15 protein-coding genes are annotated in these 17,322 nt (G+C 59.4%); 6 read left to right on the top strand and 9 right to left on the bottom strand.

From position 1 onward, the window contains the following. The 4 genes from HKK53_RS07045 to HKK53_RS07030 form a co-directional block, all read right to left on the bottom strand. Complete coding sequence (locus HKK53_RS07045) at window positions 1-1,566, bottom strand: aldehyde dehydrogenase (NADP(+)) (protein WP_169370182.1); 1,566 nt, start codon at window positions 1,564-1,566, stop codon at window positions 1-3. Between the two features lie 77 nt (window positions 1,567-1,643). Continuing rightward, window positions 1,644-2,591, bottom strand: a complete 948-nt coding sequence (locus HKK53_RS07040) for a dihydrodipicolinate synthase family protein (protein ID WP_169370181.1) — start codon at window positions 2,589-2,591, stop codon at window positions 1,644-1,646. 52 nt (window positions 2,592-2,643) lie between these two features. Beyond that, window positions 2,644-3,570 carry a 4-hydroxyproline epimerase gene (locus HKK53_RS07035; RefSeq protein WP_169370180.1) on the bottom strand — a complete coding sequence of 309 codons (927 nt, stop codon included), beginning with the start codon at window positions 3,568-3,570 and terminating at the stop codon, window positions 2,644-2,646. Between the two features lie 11 nt (window positions 3,571-3,581). Next, the gene (locus tag HKK53_RS07030) at window positions 3,582-5,213 is read right to left on the bottom strand and encodes an APC family permease (RefSeq protein ID WP_169370179.1); all 1,632 of its coding nucleotides are present in this window, start codon (window positions 5,211-5,213) and stop codon (window positions 3,582-3,584) included. 199 nt (window positions 5,214-5,412) lie between these two features. Between HKK53_RS07030 and HKK53_RS07025 the strand changes: the two genes are divergently transcribed. Continuing rightward, a complete protein-coding gene (locus HKK53_RS07025) occupies window positions 5,413-6,177 on the top strand; it encodes an AraC family transcriptional regulator (RefSeq protein ID WP_169370178.1) in 765 nt (254 codons plus the stop codon). Between the two features lie 50 nt (window positions 6,178-6,227). On the opposite strand, the gene lldD is transcribed toward HKK53_RS07025, so the two are convergent. From lldD to HKK53_RS07010, 3 genes are all read right to left on the bottom strand, one after another. Next, window positions 6,228-7,370 (bottom strand): FMN-dependent L-lactate dehydrogenase LldD, encoded by a 1,143-nt coding sequence (gene lldD / locus HKK53_RS07020; RefSeq protein ID WP_169370177.1) that lies wholly within the window; start codon window positions 7,368-7,370, stop codon window positions 6,228-6,230. Window positions 7,371-7,670: 300 nt separating this feature from the next. Then, window positions 7,671-9,293 (bottom strand): MFS transporter, encoded by a 1,623-nt coding sequence (locus HKK53_RS07015; protein ID WP_169370176.1) that lies wholly within the window; start codon window positions 9,291-9,293, stop codon window positions 7,671-7,673. A gap of 179 nt (window positions 9,294-9,472) precedes the next feature. Continuing rightward, window positions 9,473-11,119, bottom strand: a complete 1,647-nt coding sequence (locus HKK53_RS07010) for a GMC family oxidoreductase (RefSeq protein WP_169370175.1) — start codon at window positions 11,117-11,119, stop codon at window positions 9,473-9,475. 121 nt (window positions 11,120-11,240) lie between these two features. On the opposite strand from HKK53_RS07010, the gene HKK53_RS07005 reads away from it, so the two are divergent. Next, window positions 11,241-12,131, top strand: a complete 891-nt coding sequence (locus HKK53_RS07005; protein ID WP_169370174.1) for a LysR family transcriptional regulator — start codon at window positions 11,241-11,243, stop codon at window positions 12,129-12,131. 20 nt (window positions 12,132-12,151) lie between these two features. Here HKK53_RS07005 and HKK53_RS07000 read toward each other — a convergent pair whose 3' ends face one another. Next, the gene (locus HKK53_RS07000) at window positions 12,152-12,547 is read right to left on the bottom strand and encodes a carbohydrate-binding module family 20 domain-containing protein (RefSeq protein ID WP_237150721.1); all 396 of its coding nucleotides are present in this window, start codon (window positions 12,545-12,547) and stop codon (window positions 12,152-12,154) included. A 291-nt stretch (window positions 12,548-12,838) separates the two neighbouring features. Here HKK53_RS07000 and HKK53_RS06995 point away from each other — a divergent pair, with 291 nt between their 5' ends. The 4 genes from HKK53_RS06995 to HKK53_RS06980 all read left to right on the top strand — a co-directional run bounded on the left by HKK53_RS06995 (window position 12,839) and on the right by HKK53_RS06980 (window position 16,576). Continuing rightward, window positions 12,839-14,206 carry a hypothetical protein gene (locus HKK53_RS06995; RefSeq protein ID WP_169370172.1) on the top strand — a complete coding sequence of 456 codons (1,368 nt, stop codon included), beginning with the start codon at window positions 12,839-12,841 and terminating at the stop codon, window positions 14,204-14,206. An 87-nt stretch (window positions 14,207-14,293) separates the two neighbouring features. After that, window positions 14,294-15,214 carry a halovibrin HvnC gene (locus HKK53_RS06990; RefSeq protein ID WP_169370171.1) on the top strand — a complete coding sequence of 307 codons (921 nt, stop codon included), beginning with the start codon at window positions 14,294-14,296 and terminating at the stop codon, window positions 15,212-15,214. Continuing rightward, window positions 15,211-16,194: a halovibrin HvnC gene (locus tag HKK53_RS06985; protein WP_237150719.1), complete on the top strand. Its 984-nt coding sequence runs from the start codon at window positions 15,211-15,213 to the stop codon at window positions 16,192-16,194. Before HKK53_RS06990 ends, HKK53_RS06985 begins: the two co-directional genes overlap by 4 nt. A 166-nt stretch (window positions 16,195-16,360) precedes the next feature. Next, window positions 16,361-16,576, top strand: coding sequence for a DUF4287 domain-containing protein (locus HKK53_RS06980; RefSeq protein WP_169370170.1), 216 nt, complete (start codon window positions 16,361-16,363; stop codon window positions 16,574-16,576). Between the two features lie 82 nt (window positions 16,577-16,658). Here HKK53_RS06980 and HKK53_RS06975 read toward each other — a convergent pair whose 3' ends face one another. After that, on the bottom strand, window positions 16,659-17,303 hold the full coding sequence (locus tag HKK53_RS06975) for an HD domain-containing protein (RefSeq protein ID WP_169370169.1): 645 nt from the start codon (window positions 17,301-17,303) through the stop codon (window positions 16,659-16,661). Between the last annotated feature and the right edge of the window lie 19 nt (window positions 17,304-17,322).

Raw genomic sequence — 17,322 nt, 5'->3', positions numbered from 1 at the left:
TCAGTCTTCCCTCTGGCCATCGAGCAGGCGCCGCAGTTGCAGCGGATTGCCGTGCTTGAGCGCGGCCGGCAACAAGCTGTCCGGGAAATCCTGGTAGCAGACCGGGCGCAGGAACCGCAGGATGGCGGCCGTGCCGACCGAGGTCGAACGCGGGTCGGAAGTGGCCGGGAAGGGGCCGCCATGGACCATGGCGTCGCACACCTCGACCCCGGTGGGCCAGCCATTGACCAGCAGGCGGCCGGCCTTGCGTTCCAGCATCGGCAACAACGCCCTGGCGCTTTCCAGATCGGCGTCATCCAAATGCAGGGTGGCTGTCAGCTGACCTTCCAGGTGCTCGATAACCTGCCGGATTTCGTTGTCGTCGGCACATTGCACGACCAGCGATGCGGCCCCGAACATCTCGGCTTGCAACGTTGGGTCGCGGAGAAAATCCTGCGCCTGGGTCACGAACAGATGCGCTTGGCATTGGTTCGGTGTTTCGCCCTTCAGACCAATGGCGACCGTTTCTGCTCGCATCAAATCCACGCCAGCCTTGTAGGCAGTGAAGATGCCGGGCGTGAGCATGGTCTGCGCCGGGCTGTGCTGAACGAGATCCGCCGCTGCGCTGATGAAACGCTCCAATGCAGCGCCTTGATGAGCGATCACCAATCCAGGGTTGGTGCAGAACTGGCCGGCGCCCTGAGTGAGTGAAGTAACGAAACCTTGCGCCAGCGCTTCACCGCGCGCTTGCAGGGCTGCCGGAAACAGCAAAACCGGATTGATCGAGCTCATTTCCGCATACACCGGAATCGGCTCGGGACGCGCCTGAGCCGCTTTGCACAACGCCATGCCGCCACTGCGCGAACCAGTGAAACCCACGGCTTTGATTCGCGGGTCGCTGACCAGCGCGATGCCCACTTCGCGGCCAGAGCCGAACAACAGCGAAAACACACCTTCATGCAGCCCGGATGTTTTCACCGCCCGAGCCACCGCGCGACCCACCAGTTCGCTGGTGCCGGGATGCGCGCCATGGGCCTTGACGATCACCGGGCAACCGGCGGCGAATGCCGAAGCCGTGTCACCACCAGCGACTGAAAAGGCCAGCGGAAAATTGCTCGCGCCGAACACCGCCACCGGCCCCAACGGCACCTGACGCTGACGCAAATCCGGACGTGGCAGGGGCTGACGTTCCGGCAGCGCGTTATCGACCCGTACATCCAGCCATTCGCCGGCGCGCACGGTGCGGGCAAAGGTTCGCAGTTGCTGGCAGGTGCGACCACGTTCACCCTGGATACGCGGGCGCGGCAAACCGGTCTCGGCGACCGCACGCTCGATCAGCTCATCGCCCAAGGCTTCGATCTCATCGGCAATCGCTTCGAGGAACTGCGCGCGTGCCGCCAATGGTGTTTCGCGATAGCTGTCGAACGCCGCCGACGCCAACGCGCAGGCCTGATCGACCTGCGCCTCGGTGCCTCCGGCATAGGCCGGTTCGAGTGGTTTGTCGGTGGCTGGATCAATCGCCCGGATCGCTTCGCGGCTACCGGTAATGGCGTGCTGACCGATCAGCATTTGGCCCGTCAGAGTCATGGCGCTTTCCTGAAAAAGAGGAGGGGGCCCGACGGCGAAACACGGCGGTCTCGCAGCGGGCACGAACACAGGGGAGATCAGGCGACGTTCTGCTCGGCCGACCAGTTTTTGTACCACTGGCGGAACAACGTGTACTGATTCTCGGCGTAATGCCGTTGGGCATCGCTGAGCGCATCGGTGTCGTTGAAGTGCAGGGTGTATTCCTTGTCGCCATTGAGCACCATCAAGTGCTTGTAATAGAGCACCAGGTCACAGCCCTCATCGAACGACGACAGCACCGCCAGCGCCGACTCCAGCTCCCGGGCCAGACGTCGGGCCTTTGCATCGCCCTTGGCCGCTTGTTTGCTCAGGGCCACCAGTTGCAGCACTTCGCGGGGCAGCGCGTTGCCGATGCCAGTAATGGCGCCGGTGGCGTTGCAGTTGACGAAACCATGCACCACTTGGGTATCGACCCCGACCATCAGCGTGACGTTGTCGTCCTTGGACGTGATGTTTTCGGCGGCGTAGCGCAGGTCGGCAGCACCGCCGAACTCCTTGAAGCCGATCAGGTTCGGGTGCTCGCGGCGCAGTTCGAAGAACAGGTCGGCGCGGGTGGCGAAGCCGTAGTAAGGGCTGTTGTAGATCACCGACGGCAGGTTCGGCGCAGCGTTGAGGATGGCAGCGAAGTGGGCTTTTTGCGCGGCGGGAGAGGCGCCCCGGGACAGAACGCGAGGAATGACCATCAGGCCATGAGCGCCGACTTTCGCCGCATGGGCCGCGTGGGAAATCGCCTCGCGGCTGTTCACCGCGCCAGTGCCGACGATGGTCGGAATGCCCGCCGCGACCAGACGCGCCACGCCTTCCTGACGTTCGGCTTCGGTCAGCAACGGCCAGTCACCCATGGAGCCGCAGTACACGACGGCGCTCATGCCGATATCGATCAGTTCGCGACCCTTGGCCACCAACTTGTCAAAGTCCGGCTTGCGCTCGGCGGTGCACGGGGTCATCAGTGCAGGGATGCAGCCAGTGAAAATGTTCTCGCTCATTGTTCTAACTCCTCGAAGCATTCAATTGAAGGTGAAGTGGCGCGGGGGCAGCTCAAATGCCCCACGCGAAGGGATCCTGTTCGTCGATCAGCAACGTAGCGTCGGCGGTCATGAAAGCCTTGCCGGTAATGAACGGGCGCACGCGTTCGCCTTCCCATTCGAAGCTGCCGATGAACTGGCTGCCGGTGATGCTTGCTTGGACCCAAGGCTTTCCAGCGGCCAGTTTTCCATCGGCGGCCAGGCACGCCAGTTTGGCGCTGGTGCCCGTGCCGCAGGGTGAGCGGTCGTAGGCTTTGCCGGGGCACATGACGAAGTTGCGGCTGTCGGCGTGATCGTCGTCGGCAAACAGTTCGACATGGTCGATGAGCGCGCCGTCTTCGCCATGGATGCCTTGGTCTTCCAAGGCCTTGAGCATCGCCCAGGTGTAATCGGTGAGGGCTTCGACGTTGTCCATTTGCAATGCTTGGCCGTGATCGGACACCAGGAAAAACCAGTTGCCGCCCCAGGCGATATCGCCGTAAACGGTGCCGTGCCCCGGCACGTCGACCGGCACTTTTTGGCGATAGCGGTAAGCGGGCACGTTGCGCAACGTCACCGTGCCGTCTTCATGCAGCGTGGCGCTGACCGGGCCGACGGGCGTGTCGATCTTGTGCACGCCGGGGGCGATGTGCCCCAGGTAATGCAGCGAGTTGACCAGGCCGATGGTGCCGTGGCCGCACATGCCGAGGTAGCCGGCGTTGTTGAAGAAAATCACGCCGCACGTGGCGTCCGGCGACACCGGTTCGCAATACAGCGCGCCGACCAGTACGTCGTTGCCACGGGGTTCCAGCAAGCAGGCGCGGCGCCAGTGGTCATGCTGGTCGCGCAGGGTATCGCGCTGCTCGGCCATGGTCTGGCCGGCCAATTGCGGAAAACCTTTGATCACCAGGCGCGTCGGTTCGCCGCCGGTATGGGAGTCAATCACATGAACCCGTTTCATAAATCCGTCCTTTAGAAGTGTGCAGGCGCAGGGCGGCCTGTCGCAGTGTTCGCGAGGGTCGAATCGGCTTCGCTTTCATCGTCCTCGGATTCCAGACGCACCAGGTGCGCCGGCACGCCAGTCGCCGCGCCCCAGCAATAGATCCCCATCGCGCAGACCGCCACCACCAGGGTGTCGAACGGATGGCTGAGCACGCCCAGGCCGCCGAAACTGCCGAGCTTGGACAGCACGATGGTCACGGCGTAGAAGCCGATCAGCCACGCCGATGAGCGCACTTGCTGGGCCAGGCTCAGGTGGTTGGTCGGCACAAAACGACCGCACAACAGGTACACGATGAACATCAGGATTTGCAGGCCGAGCAGCCAGGACACGGTGTCCCAACCCGACCAGTAGACGATCAGCGCGGCGATGATGAATGACAGCGGCCCGAGCACACCCATCCACTTGACCCGGAACGGGCGTGGCATGTCCGGTGCATTGCGGCGCAGGGCGGCGACGGACACTGGCGCGACGGCGTAGCTCAACACCAGCGCGGCGGAGACCACATTGATCAGCGCTTCCCACGAAGGGAACGGCAAGGTCCAGAACACCGACAGGGCAAAGGTCAGCCACAGCGCCGGGCGCGGGATGCCGGACTTTTCATCGATACGGGTGAAGACCTTGAAGAACGTGCCGGTTTGCGCCCAGCCGTAGATCACGCGCGGTGTCGCGTTCATGTAGATGTTGCCGCAACCGCTGGGGGAGATCACCGCGTCGGCGACCACCAGATAGGCCAACCAACCCACGCCCAGGGCCAGGGCGATATCGCGATAAGGCAGCGCCAGTTCCTTGGCCACGCCGGCCCAGCCGTTGACCACCATTTCGGTGGGCACGCCACCGAGGAAGGCGACCTGCAACAGCACATAAATCAACGTGGAGAGCAGCACCGACAGGATCAGCGCAATCGGAATGGTCCGCTGCGGATTCTTCACTTCACTGGCTACCGAAATGATCGGCGTCAGCCCCAGGTAAGCGAAAATCACACCGCCCGCCGACACCGCCATTTCCACACCCGACAAGCCGAATGGGGCGAAGCCCTGGGCCTGGAAGTTGGCTGGTTTGAAGAAGGTGAACAGCACACCGATCACCAGCAGCGGCACGATGAACTTGAACACGCTGACCAGGTTGTTGGCCATGGCGAAGGTCTTCACGCTGCGGTAGTTGAGCACGAAGAACAGGCACAGCAGGGCGAATTGCATCAGCCAGCCAAGGATCGTCGGATCGCTGGAACCGGCCTTGGTCAACTCGGGAAACCACGCCGCGGCATACTGCCGGGAGGCGACCACTTCGATCGCCACCAGACTGGTGAAGGCGATCAAGGTGATGAAGCCCATCAAGTAGCCGAGCAGCGGGCCGTGGGAATAAACCGGATAGCGAACCACACCACCGGCCCGGGGCAGCGCCGCGCCCAATTCACAGTAAACAATGCCCAACAGCAACACGGCAAAACCGCCCAGCAGCCAGGAAAAAATCCCTGCTGGACCCGCGATTGCAGAAACGTGACTGGCGGCGAATAACCAGCCGGAACCGAAGATGGCGCCCAAGCCGATGAACGTAAGGTCCATCAACGAAAGTTGCCTTTTGAACTTGCCTTTGCCTGACATAGCGTCGCGCCTTCTTGTGAGTTATTGGATAGGCAGGGGTGCATGCAATGGCCATAGAGTGAACGCGACGGCGCGCTGGCGATTGATGTTTTGCGTGGGTATGGATGACGAAATCAGCACAATGCAGCAGTGCTCGACACCGCACTCACGACGAGGCAAGGTGAGCGAAAAATGCCTCAAGAGTGAGAGGGTGAGATTGATGGCGCAGAGCGCGTTGGCGATGTTGTGCGAGGGGAACGACGGCACTCGTCCGGAAACGATCGAAGCATTATTGGCCGGCGTGGCACCGCTGTTGCCGATGCTCGATGTGATTCCCAATGCCGCGATCTTTATCAAGGACGTCCAGGCGCGCTACGTCATGGCCAACCTCGCTCTGGTCCAGCGCTGCGGAATGAAACAGCTGCTGGGCAAAACCAGCGCCGAGGTGTTTCCAGCGCAATTGGGGCCGGGTTATACCGAGCAGGATCGCCGTGTGCTGGAGCAAGGCCTGGTGCTGGAAGATCAACTGGAATTGCACTTGTACGGGAGCCGGGAACCCGGTTGGTGCCTGACGCACAAACGTCCGCTGTATAACCGCAACGGTGAAATCATCGGCCTGGCGGGGATTTCGGTTGATCTGCAATCGGCCAGCGATACACATCCGGCTTACCAGCGGCTGGCGGCGGTCGACGAACACATTCGCGCCCATTTCAATCGACGGGTCACCTTGGGCGAACTGACGCGCATCGCCGGTATTTCAGTGGCGCAACTGGAACGCTACTGCAAACGCGTGTTCCACCTCACGCCACGGCAGATGATCCAAAAGGTGCGCCTGGAACATGCGCATCGTTTGCTGCACACCGACATCCCCATTACCGAAGTCGCGTTGCAGTGCGGCTATACCGACCACAGCGCGTTTACTCGCCAGTTCAAGGCCTTGACCGGTTTCACTCCGCGGCAGTATCGGCAGGCCACCGCGCAATGAGCGGCAGAGGTCGTTGATCGTTCCCACGCGGAGCGTGGGAACGATCTTCACTAGCGGACAGCGCTCACCAACGTCGATTCATCAATCTGCGCAATTGAAGTCACCCCGGTCAACGTCATGGCCACGCGCATTTCCCGGGCGAAAATATCCAGCATGTTTTCCACCCCGCGCTGTCCATCCGCCGCCAGCGCATACGCCATCGAACGCCCCAGCAACACGCCTTTCGCCCCCAGCGCCAACATCCGCACCACATCCAGCCCCGAGCGAATCCCCGAGTCGACCAACACCGTCAGATCATCGCCGATGGCTTGCATGATCGCCGGCAAGGCCTTGGTGGTCGACAGCACGCCATCCAGCTGCCGCCCACCGTGGTTCGACACCACGATGCCGTCCGCGCCAAAGCTGACCGCATCTTTTGCATCCTGAGGATCGAGAATGCCTTTGATGATCATCGGACCTTCCCAGAAATCCCGAATCCACTGCAGATCGGCCCAACTGATCGACGGGTCGAAGTTCTTCGCCAGCCAGCCCATGTAGTCTTCGAGCGTGACGGCTTGGCCCAGATACGCCGAGATATTGCCCAGGTCATGCGGCCGCCCCATCAGGCCAACATTGAACGCCCAGTCCGGCCGGGTCATCGCCTGCAACATTCGCCGCGACGAAGCGAAAGGGCCGGACATGCCCGAATGCGCATCCCGATATCGCGCGCCGGGCGTGGGCATGTCGACGGTAAACACCAGGTTCTTCACCCCGGCCGCCTTCGCCCGCTCCAGGGCGTTTTTCATGAAGCCCCGGTCTTTCAACACGTACAGCTGAAACCAGATCGATTGTTGGCTTTGCGCCGAGACTTCCTCGATCGAACACACTGATACCGTGGACAGGCACAGCGGAATGCCTTTGTTCTCCGCCGCTCTCACCGCCTGCACCTCACCACGCCGGGCAAACATGCCCGTCAGGCCCACCGGTGCGAGGATGATAGGCATGGCCAGGGGTTGGTTGAAGAGGGTGGTTTCAAGGCTCAGGGTTTCAACGTTTTTCAGAATGCGCTGACGCAGGCTGATGCCCGTCAGGTCGGCACTGTTGGCCCGCAGCGTGTGCTCGGCGTAGGCGCCGCCATCGATGTAATCGAACAGGAATCGCGGAAGTTTACGGCGTGCTGCCTCGCGGTAATCGGATGCGGATGAAATGATCATGGGGCCTCGTTTTTTGGAATGGCGGGGCTGAAATGTTCATTGAGCTTAACCTGTGGCGAGTGACTTGTAGCAGCTGCCGAGGTACGAGGCTGCGTTCGGCTGCGAAGCAGTCGTAAAACCTGAGCACTCGATCTTCCTGAAACACCGCGCCGCCTGATTTCACGACTGCTTCGCAGCCGAACGCAGCCTCGTGCCTCGGCAGCTGCTACAAGCCGAACGCAGCCTCGTACCTCGGCAGCTGCTACAAGCCGAGCGCTTGCGGGCTCGGCAGTTGCTACAGAGCCCGCGCATTTCTCGGTATCAGTTCTTATCCAGATCCACGTTCTTGGTCTCGCGCAAACAAATCAACCCCACAATCAAACTCACCCCGGTAATCACCACCGGGTACCACAGTCCATAGAAGATGTCCCCGGTGTACACCACCAACGCAAACGACACCGTCGGCAGGAATCCGCCGAACCAGCCATTGCCGATGTGGTAGGGCAGGGACATCGAGGTGTAGCGGATGCGCGTCGGGAACAGTTCGACCATCAGCGCCGCCAGCGGGCCGTAGCACATGGCGGAGATGATGATCAGCACGACCATCAGCGCCACGATCATGGTTTTGTTGACCTGCTGAGTGTCGGCTTGCGACGGATAGCCCGCCAGGGTCACCGCGCCACGCAGGGCCGCTTCGTCGTAGCCATCGATTTTTACGTCGCCGATGCTGACCTGCACGGCTGCGCCAGTTGGGGCAGCGGCGCTGGTGTAAGGCAGGCCTTGCTTGACCAGGAAGGTCTTGACCTTGTCGCACGGGCTATCAAATTTCGCCTTGCCCACCGGGTCGAACTGGAAGGTGCAAGTAGCCGGGTCGGCCATGACAGTGATCGGTGCCTGTTGGCGGGCCTGGTCGACCGCCGGGTTGGCGTAGTGGGCGATGGATTTGAAGATCGGGAAGTACAGCGCGGTGGCCAGCAGCAGGCCGATCATCAGCACCGGTTTGCGCCCGACCTTATCCGACAGCCAGCCGAAAAAGATGAAGAACGGCGCGCCGATAATCACGCTGACAATCAGCAAACTATTCGCCAGCGCCGGGTCCATTTTCAGGAACTGGGTGAGGAAGAACAGCACGTAGAACTGCGCGGCGTAAAAGGTCACCGCTTGCCCGGCGTTGATGCTGAACAGGGCGATCAACACGACTTTGAGGTTTTCCCATTTACCGAAGGAATCGCGCAGCGGCTGCTTGCACAGCTTGCCTTCTTCTTTCATTTTCACGAAGGCCGGCGACTCGTGCAGGCTCAGGCGAATCCAGGTGGAGATGCCCAGCAGCACGATGGAAAACAGAAACGGAATACGCCAGCCCCAGACTTCGAACTGGTCGCCGGTGAAGTAGCGACAACCGAGTACCACCAGCAGCGACAGCAGCAGGCCGAGGGTGGCGGTGGATTGAATCCAGCTGGTGTGGAAGCCGCGTTTGCCCATCGGCGCATGTTCCGCCACATAGGTCGCGGCGCCGCCGTATTCGCCGCCGAGGGCCAGGCCCTGGAGCATGCGCAGCACCACAAGGATGATCGGCGCGGCGATGCCGATGCTGGCGTAGGTCGGCAGCAACCCGACACAGAACGTCGCCAGGCCCATGAGCACGATGGTCGCGAGGAAGGTGTATTTACGCCCGATCATGTCCCCCAACCGACCGAACACCAACGCACCAAACGGCCGCACGATGAAGCCGGCGGCAAACGCCATGAGCGCGAAGATAAACGCCGTGGTGTCGTTGACCCCGGCAAAGAACTGCTTGCTGATCACCGCCGCGAGGGCGCCATAGAGGAAAAAGTCATACCACTCGAACACCGTCCCCAGAGACGAAGCGAAGATGACTTTCTTGGTGCCGCTGCTGACGCCCGCGCTGCGCGTGGCTTCCAGGGGCTGAACGTGTTCTGACATATCGGTATCCCTCACAGTGATTGTTTTTGTTGTTCCACTGTCGGCGCCAGCCTTGTGGGCGGGTGCCGCGTTTATCCATAAAGCGGGGTGTACTCGTTCCCTGTAGGAGCAAAGCTTGCTCGCGATGGCGCCTCTGAAATCGCCATCGCGGGCAAGCCATGCTCCTACAGGTGTGTGATTCAGGCGTTACTTAACAGTTCCTTCTCCGGGGCGAAGCTCCTGGTGTCAGGGTCAAGGATCAACTGCGCAGCCTTCTCGGCAATCATCAGCGTAGGCGAGCAGGTATTGCCCGAGGTAATACGCGGCATGATCGAGGCATCGGCGATACGCAATCCAGGGATGCCACGGACATTCAACTGTGCATCCACCACCGCATCCGCGTCGTTACCCATCCGGCAAGTCCCCACCGGATGAAAAATCGTCGTGCCAATCCGCGCCGCCGCTTCATGCAATTCTTCTTCGCTCTGCAAACTGTCCCCCGGCAAATACTCGACCGGTTTGAACGCCGCCAGCGCCGGCGCGGCAACGATGCGCCGGGTCAGGCGAATCGCATCCGCCGCCACCCGCAGATCCTCAGGATGACTCAAATAGTTGGGCTGAATCAGTGGCGCCTCCTGCGGATCAGCACTGCGAATCTCAACCCGACCACGGCTCTGCGGCCGCAAATCACACACCGACGCCGTAAACGCAGGAAACGCATGCAGCGGCTCGCCAAAACGCTCCAGCGACAGCGGTTGCACGTGGTATTCAAGATTCGCTGAAGTTTGCTCCGGCCCCGAGCGGGCAAACGCCCCCAGCTGGCTCGGCGCCATGGACAGTGGCCCACTTCGGTCATACAGATAACGCAGGCCCATGCCCATCTTGCCCCACACGGTGCCGGCGATTTGATTGAGGGTGCGGGCGTTTTCCAGTTTGTAGATCAGCCGCAGTTGCAGGTGATCCTGCAGGTTACCGCCAACACCCGGCAGCTCATGCACCACGCCGATCCCCAGGCGTTGCAGCAGCGGACGCGGGCCGATCCCGGAGCGTTGCAGAATGCTTGGCGAACCAACGGAGCCGGCACACAGGACGATTTCCTTGCGTGCCTTGAAGGTTTTCGCCTGGCCCTGCCAGCGGGTGACGACCGCTGAAGCACGACCGTTTTCCAGCAACACGCGGTCCACTTCAACCTCAGTCAAAACCGTGAGATTGGCGCGATTTCGGATCGGTTTGAGAAACGCCTTGGCCGCGTTCCAGCGAATCCCGGCCTTTTGATTGACCTGGAAGTAACCACAGCCTTCGTTATCGCCCTGGTTGAAGTCATCGATGCTGGCGATGCCGCTTTGCTCGGCGGCGCTGCGGAAGGCATCGAGAATCGGCCATGACAGCCTTTGACGTTCAACCCGCCATTGCCCGGTGGCACCATGAAATTCCGAGTCGCCGGCAAAATGGTTTTCGCTTTGCTTGAACAGCGGCAGCACGTCTTTCCACGCCCAACCGGGATTACCATCCGCCGCCCAGCCATCGTAATCGCCAGCCTGGCCACGCATGTAAATCATGCCGTTAATCGAGGAACAGCCACCGAGCACTTTGCCCCGAGGGTAGCTCAGCGTGCGGTCTTGCAAACCGGGTTGCGCCTCAGTCTTGAAGCACCAGTCGGTGCGCGGATTACCGATGCAGAACAGGTAACCGACCGGAATATGAATCCACGGATAGTTATCGCGCCCGCCGGCTTCGAGCAGCAGCACCCGATGTTGCGGGTTGGCGGACAATCGATTGGCCAGCAAACACCCGGCCGGCCCGGCGCCGACCACGATGTAATCGAATTCATCCTGAGAGGTCTGCATCCCTTACCTCGTCTTGTTTTTGTTGTTGGGCTTCATCCTAGTTGTTAGCTTTCGTATAAAGAATGTTAGTTTTTGCGCAGCCGCTGTGCGTTTTCAGACAGCGTAGCCCTAAGGAAGCATGATGTTCGATTGGAATGACCTGCGGTTTTTTCTCGAATTGCAGCGCAGCGGCCGCTTGCTCACCGCCGCCCGCCGCTTGAACACCACCCACGCCACCGTGGCCCGGCACATCGAGGCGATTGAAAAGAGCCTCGGCACCGCGCTGTTCGTGCAGCACGCCCAGGGCTATCAACTGACCCCGGCCGGCGAGGCGCTGCTCAAACACGCCGAAGCCATGGAAAACGTCGCGCTGCTGGCCCAGGAAGAAATCACCCAATCCACCGCGCCGCTCGGCAAAATCCGCGTCGGTGTGACGGAAGGGCTGGGCATCATGTTCCTTGCCAGCCGCATGAACGGCTTGTTCGAACGCTACCCAGGCCTGGAAGTGGAACTGGTGGCCGTGCCGCGCTTCGTCAGCATCCTCAACCGCGAAGCCGAAATCAGCATCCACCTCGAACGCCCGGCCGCCGACATGCTCGTCACGCGCAAACTCACCGACTATCGCCTGGCGCTCTACGCCAGCCAGGCCTACCTCGACAAGGCACCGCCGCTCAACAGCCGCGAAGACCTCGGCCGCCATGCGTGGATCGGCTACGTCGACGACCTGTTGTTCAGCCAGGAACTGATGTTCCTCAACAGCTTCTGCCGCAACCCCCAAGTCGTGTTCCACAGCACCAGCGTCATCGCCCAACAACAAGCGGCGCGGTCGGGGCTGGGGATTGCGGTGTTGCCTTGTTACATGGCCAGTGCCGATCCGGAACTGGTGCCGTTGTTGCCGGATGAGAGCATTCAGCGCAGCTATTGGATTAGTACGCGGCGGGAGTTGCACAAGTCGGTGAGGTTGCGGGTGTTGTGGGATTACGTGGTGGAGTTGTGTGAGCGCGAGCAAGCCTTATTGCTAGGCGCAACCTGATCGGTGCGCCCGCTCACACCTCAAAACGTTCCGACGCTCTTTGCAGTAAAAGCCAACTTAACGACGTTGTTGGCACCGCCCTGCAACGTTGGCGCTTTGGTCGAGTCAGTGTCGTCGCGCACAATGCACTTCCACTCCACATCTTTGCTGTCGTCCGCGCCGGGGAAAAGTACTTTTCCGGTCCATGTGGAGCCAGCATTGTTGAGCTTTATGGCCTTGGTCGGGTCCCAGTTCCCCGGGTTTGGATGGTTGCCGACGACATACACGCTGGAGCCCGACTGCGCGACAGCGTTGTCACATTGGAAGGTCACTTCGTCTCGTATGGGCGTCCACTGGCCGGCGTGGGCATCGTGGAACACCGGCAGCATCGCCAACAAGAGAACGCCCAGTGGCAACAGGTAACGATCGTGAGACACGATGAACACCTCAATTCATTCCAGCGCTCGCAGCTTATTCCAGGCTGAATTGGAAGTTACCTGTCATAAATGACAGTTGTTTAGAACGCTTCGCGATAATTTCGATGGTTGCTTATTAGCAGGGTTCGTTACGCGCCATTTCAGTCAAAAAGGGACGATGAAGTAAACTCCAGCACCAGCCGTTTATCGGAAAATCACGCAGACCTGTAATTTCTGACAGTAGTCAACCTTTCCTGATCGAGCGCTTGATACCCCCATGGTCGCGGGTTATCACATCGACAGGAGCACACCATGAGTCAGCCATCCAACCCAACGAACGCACCGGGCCTTCTCGCACTGGACTTTCTCACCATTCCCGGCTCGGTATCCCCGATTCAGCCCCCGGGCCTGGCTTTCTTGGGGGTCCCGATTCGCGTCGCTGAACCGCCGAGCCCCACCCTGGGCATGCTATGCGTCATCGACCCATGGCCGGATAGCGTATTCGCGGTGTTGGCGACTTTTGATACGGTCAGCCTCCACGTCAATGGCAGTGCTCTGGCCGTGGACAGCAAAACCATCCTTCCAGGGGAGGAGATTCAACGAATTTCTCTCTACGTGCCCGTAGGCACACTGCGCGATGGGGTCAACCAAATTCAGTACAAGGTTCAGCGCATCAGTGGTAACCATGACGAATCGCTCCCGATGGATGTGCTGTTCTATCGCCCGGGGCCCTCGGGTTTGCGCCTGGTCTTGCCCGCCGATGTGGTGAGGGATGGCGTCAATGCCGCACGCGCTGCGCAAGGAGTTGTGTGCGAATGCCATTTCACCCCAGTGCATCTTTATGACAAGGTCGTGCTCACCGGCAATAGCGCCAATGTCGACGTACCGGAGCGGCAAACCTCCCCCCTGTTGATAACGCTGAAAACCGATTTTTTCCGTCGGGCCGGCGACAACCCGAGAGCCGAGTTCTTTTTCACCGCCACGGATCAGCTGGGCAATCAAGCGCGTTCCTCTTCCGTTTTCATCGATATTCACGTCGGTCGCGTGGACCTGGACTTGCGCCCGCCGGTCGTACTAGAAGCGAAGGAAGCCAGTGGTGCACGTTTGAACTTCCAGAAAGATTTCTACGAAGCGGATTTCGCTACTGTGACGGTCAATTACACCGGTTCCGCGCCCGGGCAAACCGTGAAGGTGTACGCCATTGGCCGCGCCAATACCTACGGTTCGGGCATCCAGACCGTTCAAGTCACCGGGCAAACTTTGACCTTCAGGGTTCCGCGACTGGAAGTGGTTGACTCCATTGGGGCGCGCATGACGTTCTACTACACCGTCAGGCTGCCGGGCACGAGTGAGGACTTGCCCTCCAGATCGCTGGAGATCAGCGTCACCGGTCAACCTCTTCACCTTCCCGAACCAACACTTAATGGCAGCAGGAACAATGCCCGGGTGTATTACCCAACATTGGTTGGCGAATACAGAGTGCGGCTCCGGTTATACGGTGTTGTTATCAGGGATTCCGACGAAATCTATATCAATCGGCCCAATTACATGGATGTCGCCATCCCGTCAAACTGGCTGACGGAAAACATGAGCAGGGACGTTATCTTCAATTACACGCTGAGAAAAACCGGTACGAATGAACTTATCCAGTTTTCCTGGTGTTTGAGAGTGCGCCTGTAACGCGGCATCTAAAAATCAACTTACGCCCTTCTAATAAAACTTGAATACGGCGGGTCTTCGAACGTCGTGTTCAGGCAAGGACTTGTCATGCGCAAAATAATTGCACTGTTATTAGTGGCATTAATGGCCGGTTGCGCCCAGCAACCTGTTATTGACACAACTGCTCCGATCACGTCATTGAGTCAGACATTATCCGGCCCGGAAATAGCGGCTCAACTGAACACGTTGTATGGTCGTCGATTTCCCAATTGCAATAATTCGAACTCGCAACCGGCATTTCTGTGTTCTGGCGTGACCTTGCGTGTCACCGTCAAAGACCCGGCCAATAAATATAAAGTCTGGGACCCCAGCCCGACGTCGGTGGCCAGCGGTGGTGTTTCATTCTCCTACTTGCGTGCTGATTCCAATTTTGGGCAATTGGCCTGGGGTAATACCAACGGGTTGATCTTTTATCCGATCTTCGAAGCGCCGAACGACAAAATTGACGTGGAGTATTTGTGTGCGTACCCCATGGATGGCTGGAATTGGTACCGGACCTCGCCGTGTGGCATCTACGCCCCATACCCTGACAGCGGGGCCTGTCACAACGCGGGGGTTACCACCGCCGAACAATGGCTAGCCAAGTGGAACGGTTGGGCATCGGACAAGAACCGCCACCAGTGCAGTTTCGATATCCGGGATGAAAGAAATGCCCTGGCTGGCCCCGCGTTCTACCAATTTGTGCGGGCCAAGGGGCTGCTAGGCACTGTGGGGTTCCGTGAGCAAAACGAGATTGTGGTCAAAACCTGGACCGCCGGTCGGCCTAACACACTGCCGTTGATGGCGTTCTTTTACGTGCAGGGGGGGCCTAATACCGCACTGGCCGATGCCCGATACAATCAACAGGATTTCTACAACTCCACCAACCCGCACATCACCGTGCCGATTATTCGTCTGACCTTGCCTGCCTCGTCGACGGGGACCGCGAACTTTTCATATGTCGCGGCCGATCAGGTGCTGGCTCCATGAACCCGCATCGGAAGGAGAGCAGGGCGATCTCCCGGTGGACCCGGTGGCGTATCCAAGCAAACAAGCTGCTGGCGGTACTCGGGTTCAGTGTAGTGGTTGGGTGCAGCCAGACGTCCTCACCACCTGACAATGTGCTGGTCGGCGGCTTGACGACCAGCACGGGATCCGCCGTTGCGGCGAGGCTCCAGGCCCTCTACAACGATAAAAAGGCGTATTGCGGCGTGACGTCTGCACCGGCGTTCTTGTGCTCCGGCGTGACGCTAAGAGTCACCCGTCAGGACAACAACTATCACGTTTGGGACCCCAGTCCCACGTCCGTCAGAACCGGAGGTGTCCATGTGTCCTACCTCAGGGCGGATTCCAATTTCAGCAAAATGGCCTGGAGCAATCCAAAGGAAAACAGCAACGGTTACATCCTGTACCCCTTTCTAGAACAGCCTGCAGGGAAACTCCATTTGCATTATCTCTGCGCGTTTCCCGTTGATGCTTGGGGCTGGTATCGCCAGGCACCCGGTTGCGGCCCCAGCAGTAACTATCCAACACAGAGCAGGGCCTGCAATACGATTGGCATTACCACGGGCGAAAGATGGCTACAGCACTGGAACACGCCAGGTGTGAGCCCCAGTTTGTATCAATGCGGTTTCGATACTCGCGACGCGATGAACGTCCAGGGTGCACAAGGTTTTATTGAGTCCTTGCGCGCAAAAATCCTGCTGGGAAACCGGGGGTTTACCGAGCAGAACGACTTGATCATAGCGACCTGGGCACAGGGCCAGCAAAACGTGCTGCCGATCATGGCATTTTTCTACATCGCCGGTAGCCCACCCGTTGGGCTGACAGATGCTCGGTGGAATCAACGCGACTTGTACAACTGGACCAATCCGCGAATCGTGGTGCCAATCATAAGAGTGACGCTGCCAACCACGGCCAATGAAAAAGCCCGGTTTGAATACATCGATGCAGACCAGATTCACCGATAGAAGAGTCACATCCCCGTAGGCGCGAAGCCTGCTCGCGAAGGCATCAAGTCTGGTTACCCGCGTTATCGTTTTTCGCGAGTAAGCCGAAACGCCGCACCGCTCGCTCCTGCGGGGATTGCATTTCAGGGAACAAATAGAGAAGTTAAGCAAAAAAGGAGTTTGCACCATGACCGATGATTCAAAAACAAAAGGCCCGGCGTCGTATTTCCCCTCGATTGAAAAAAAGTATGGCCAACCCATCGACCACTGGCTGAGTCTGCTCGGAACCGTGAGCGACAAGAAGCATATGGAATTGGTGGCGTGGCTGAAGGCTGAGCATGGAATGGGGCATGGCCATGCGAATGCGTTGGTGGCGCATTATTTGGCGGGCGCTAAATCGTGAACTCTATGTAAGCGGCATGCCGTTAGATGGATGCCGGATGTGCCGACGTCTTCGCGGGCAAGCCTCGCTCCTACAACACAAATCAATGCTCCCAATTCGAGCAAAGCATGATGCTGCACAGATTGGTGCGCTGAAACCCCGGATCCTTGAACGCCAGGAAGTCATCGTTGAAGGTCCCGAATGTACTGGCAGGCCTGTGTTTCATCCCGAGGTAAAACTCGTCGATCATCTTGTGCGCGAAATCGGGCTCGCGGGGATATTCGGTGATCACCGCTTCACGCTGTTTTTCGGTGAATTGCTCAAACCCACGGCCCGCGACGTCCATGCCCGCACCAGCCTGCAACAACGCAATCTCTGGATGCATGTGCTCTGGAATGCCCGGTGTCGTGTGCAGCGCGATGGCATTCCAAACCCTCTCTAAATCCCCCTCGCCAATCCCCCGAGCGCGCAGAAAATCACGCGCGGCATTTGCACCATCCACCTCAAAGCGAAGTTGGCTGTTGTGGTAGGCGCAAGTCAGGCCGATGTCATGGAACATGGAGGCCGCGTAGAGCAGTTCGGGGTCAACTATCAGTTCTTTCCGTTTGCCGATCAGGGCGGCCCAAAAGTAGACACGCGTGGAGTGGGCAAACAGCAATTCACTTTCGGTGTCGCGAATGAGCTGAGTCACCTCGCGGGCTAATGAGCTGTCGGGAATGCTGACGCCGAAAAGATCGTTAACTGCCATGATTCTTTATCCCAATCAT

The organism is Pseudomonas sp. ADAK7 (assembly GCF_012935675.1).
Lineage (GTDB): Bacteria > Pseudomonadota > Gammaproteobacteria > Pseudomonadales > Pseudomonadaceae > Aquipseudomonas.
This window is presented reverse-complemented; position numbering and strand designations above follow the sequence as displayed.

What these genes read in the sequence shown, in the direction of transcription:
- HKK53_RS07045 (WP_169370182.1), bottom strand. Translation starts at nt 1,566, where the DNA reads ATGACTCTGACGGGCCAAATGCTGATCGGTCAGCACGCCATTACCGGT.
- HKK53_RS07040 (WP_169370181.1), bottom strand. Translation starts at nt 2,591, where the DNA reads ATGAGCGAGAACATTTTCACTGGCTGCATCCCTGCACTGATGACCCCG.
- HKK53_RS07035 (WP_169370180.1), bottom strand. Translation starts at nt 3,570, where the DNA reads ATGAAACGGGTTCATGTGATTGACTCCCATACCGGCGGCGAACCGACG.
- HKK53_RS07030 (WP_169370179.1), bottom strand. Translation starts at nt 5,213, where the DNA reads ATGTCAGGCAAAGGCAAGTTCAAAAGGCAACTTTCGTTGATGGACCTT.
- HKK53_RS07025 (WP_169370178.1), top strand. Translation starts at nt 5,413, where the DNA reads ATGGCGCAGAGCGCGTTGGCGATGTTGTGCGAGGGGAACGACGGCACT.
- lldD (WP_169370177.1), bottom strand. Translation starts at nt 7,370, where the DNA reads ATGATCATTTCATCCGCATCCGATTACCGCGAGGCAGCACGCCGTAAA.
- HKK53_RS07015 (WP_169370176.1), bottom strand. Translation starts at nt 9,293, where the DNA reads ATGTCAGAACACGTTCAGCCCCTGGAAGCCACGCGCAGCGCGGGCGTC.
- HKK53_RS07010 (WP_169370175.1), bottom strand. Translation starts at nt 11,119, where the DNA reads ATGCAGACCTCTCAGGATGAATTCGATTACATCGTGGTCGGCGCCGGG.
- HKK53_RS07005 (WP_169370174.1), top strand. Translation starts at nt 11,241, where the DNA reads ATGTTCGATTGGAATGACCTGCGGTTTTTTCTCGAATTGCAGCGCAGC.
- HKK53_RS06995 (WP_169370172.1), top strand. Translation starts at nt 12,839, where the DNA reads ATGAGTCAGCCATCCAACCCAACGAACGCACCGGGCCTTCTCGCACTG.
- HKK53_RS06990 (WP_169370171.1), top strand. Translation starts at nt 14,294, where the DNA reads ATGCGCAAAATAATTGCACTGTTATTAGTGGCATTAATGGCCGGTTGC.
- HKK53_RS06985 (WP_237150719.1), top strand. Translation starts at nt 15,211, where the DNA reads ATGAACCCGCATCGGAAGGAGAGCAGGGCGATCTCCCGGTGGACCCGG.
- HKK53_RS06980 (WP_169370170.1), top strand. Translation starts at nt 16,361, where the DNA reads ATGACCGATGATTCAAAAACAAAAGGCCCGGCGTCGTATTTCCCCTCG.
- HKK53_RS06975 (WP_169370169.1), bottom strand. Translation starts at nt 17,303, where the DNA reads ATGGCAGTTAACGATCTTTTCGGCGTCAGCATTCCCGACAGCTCATTA.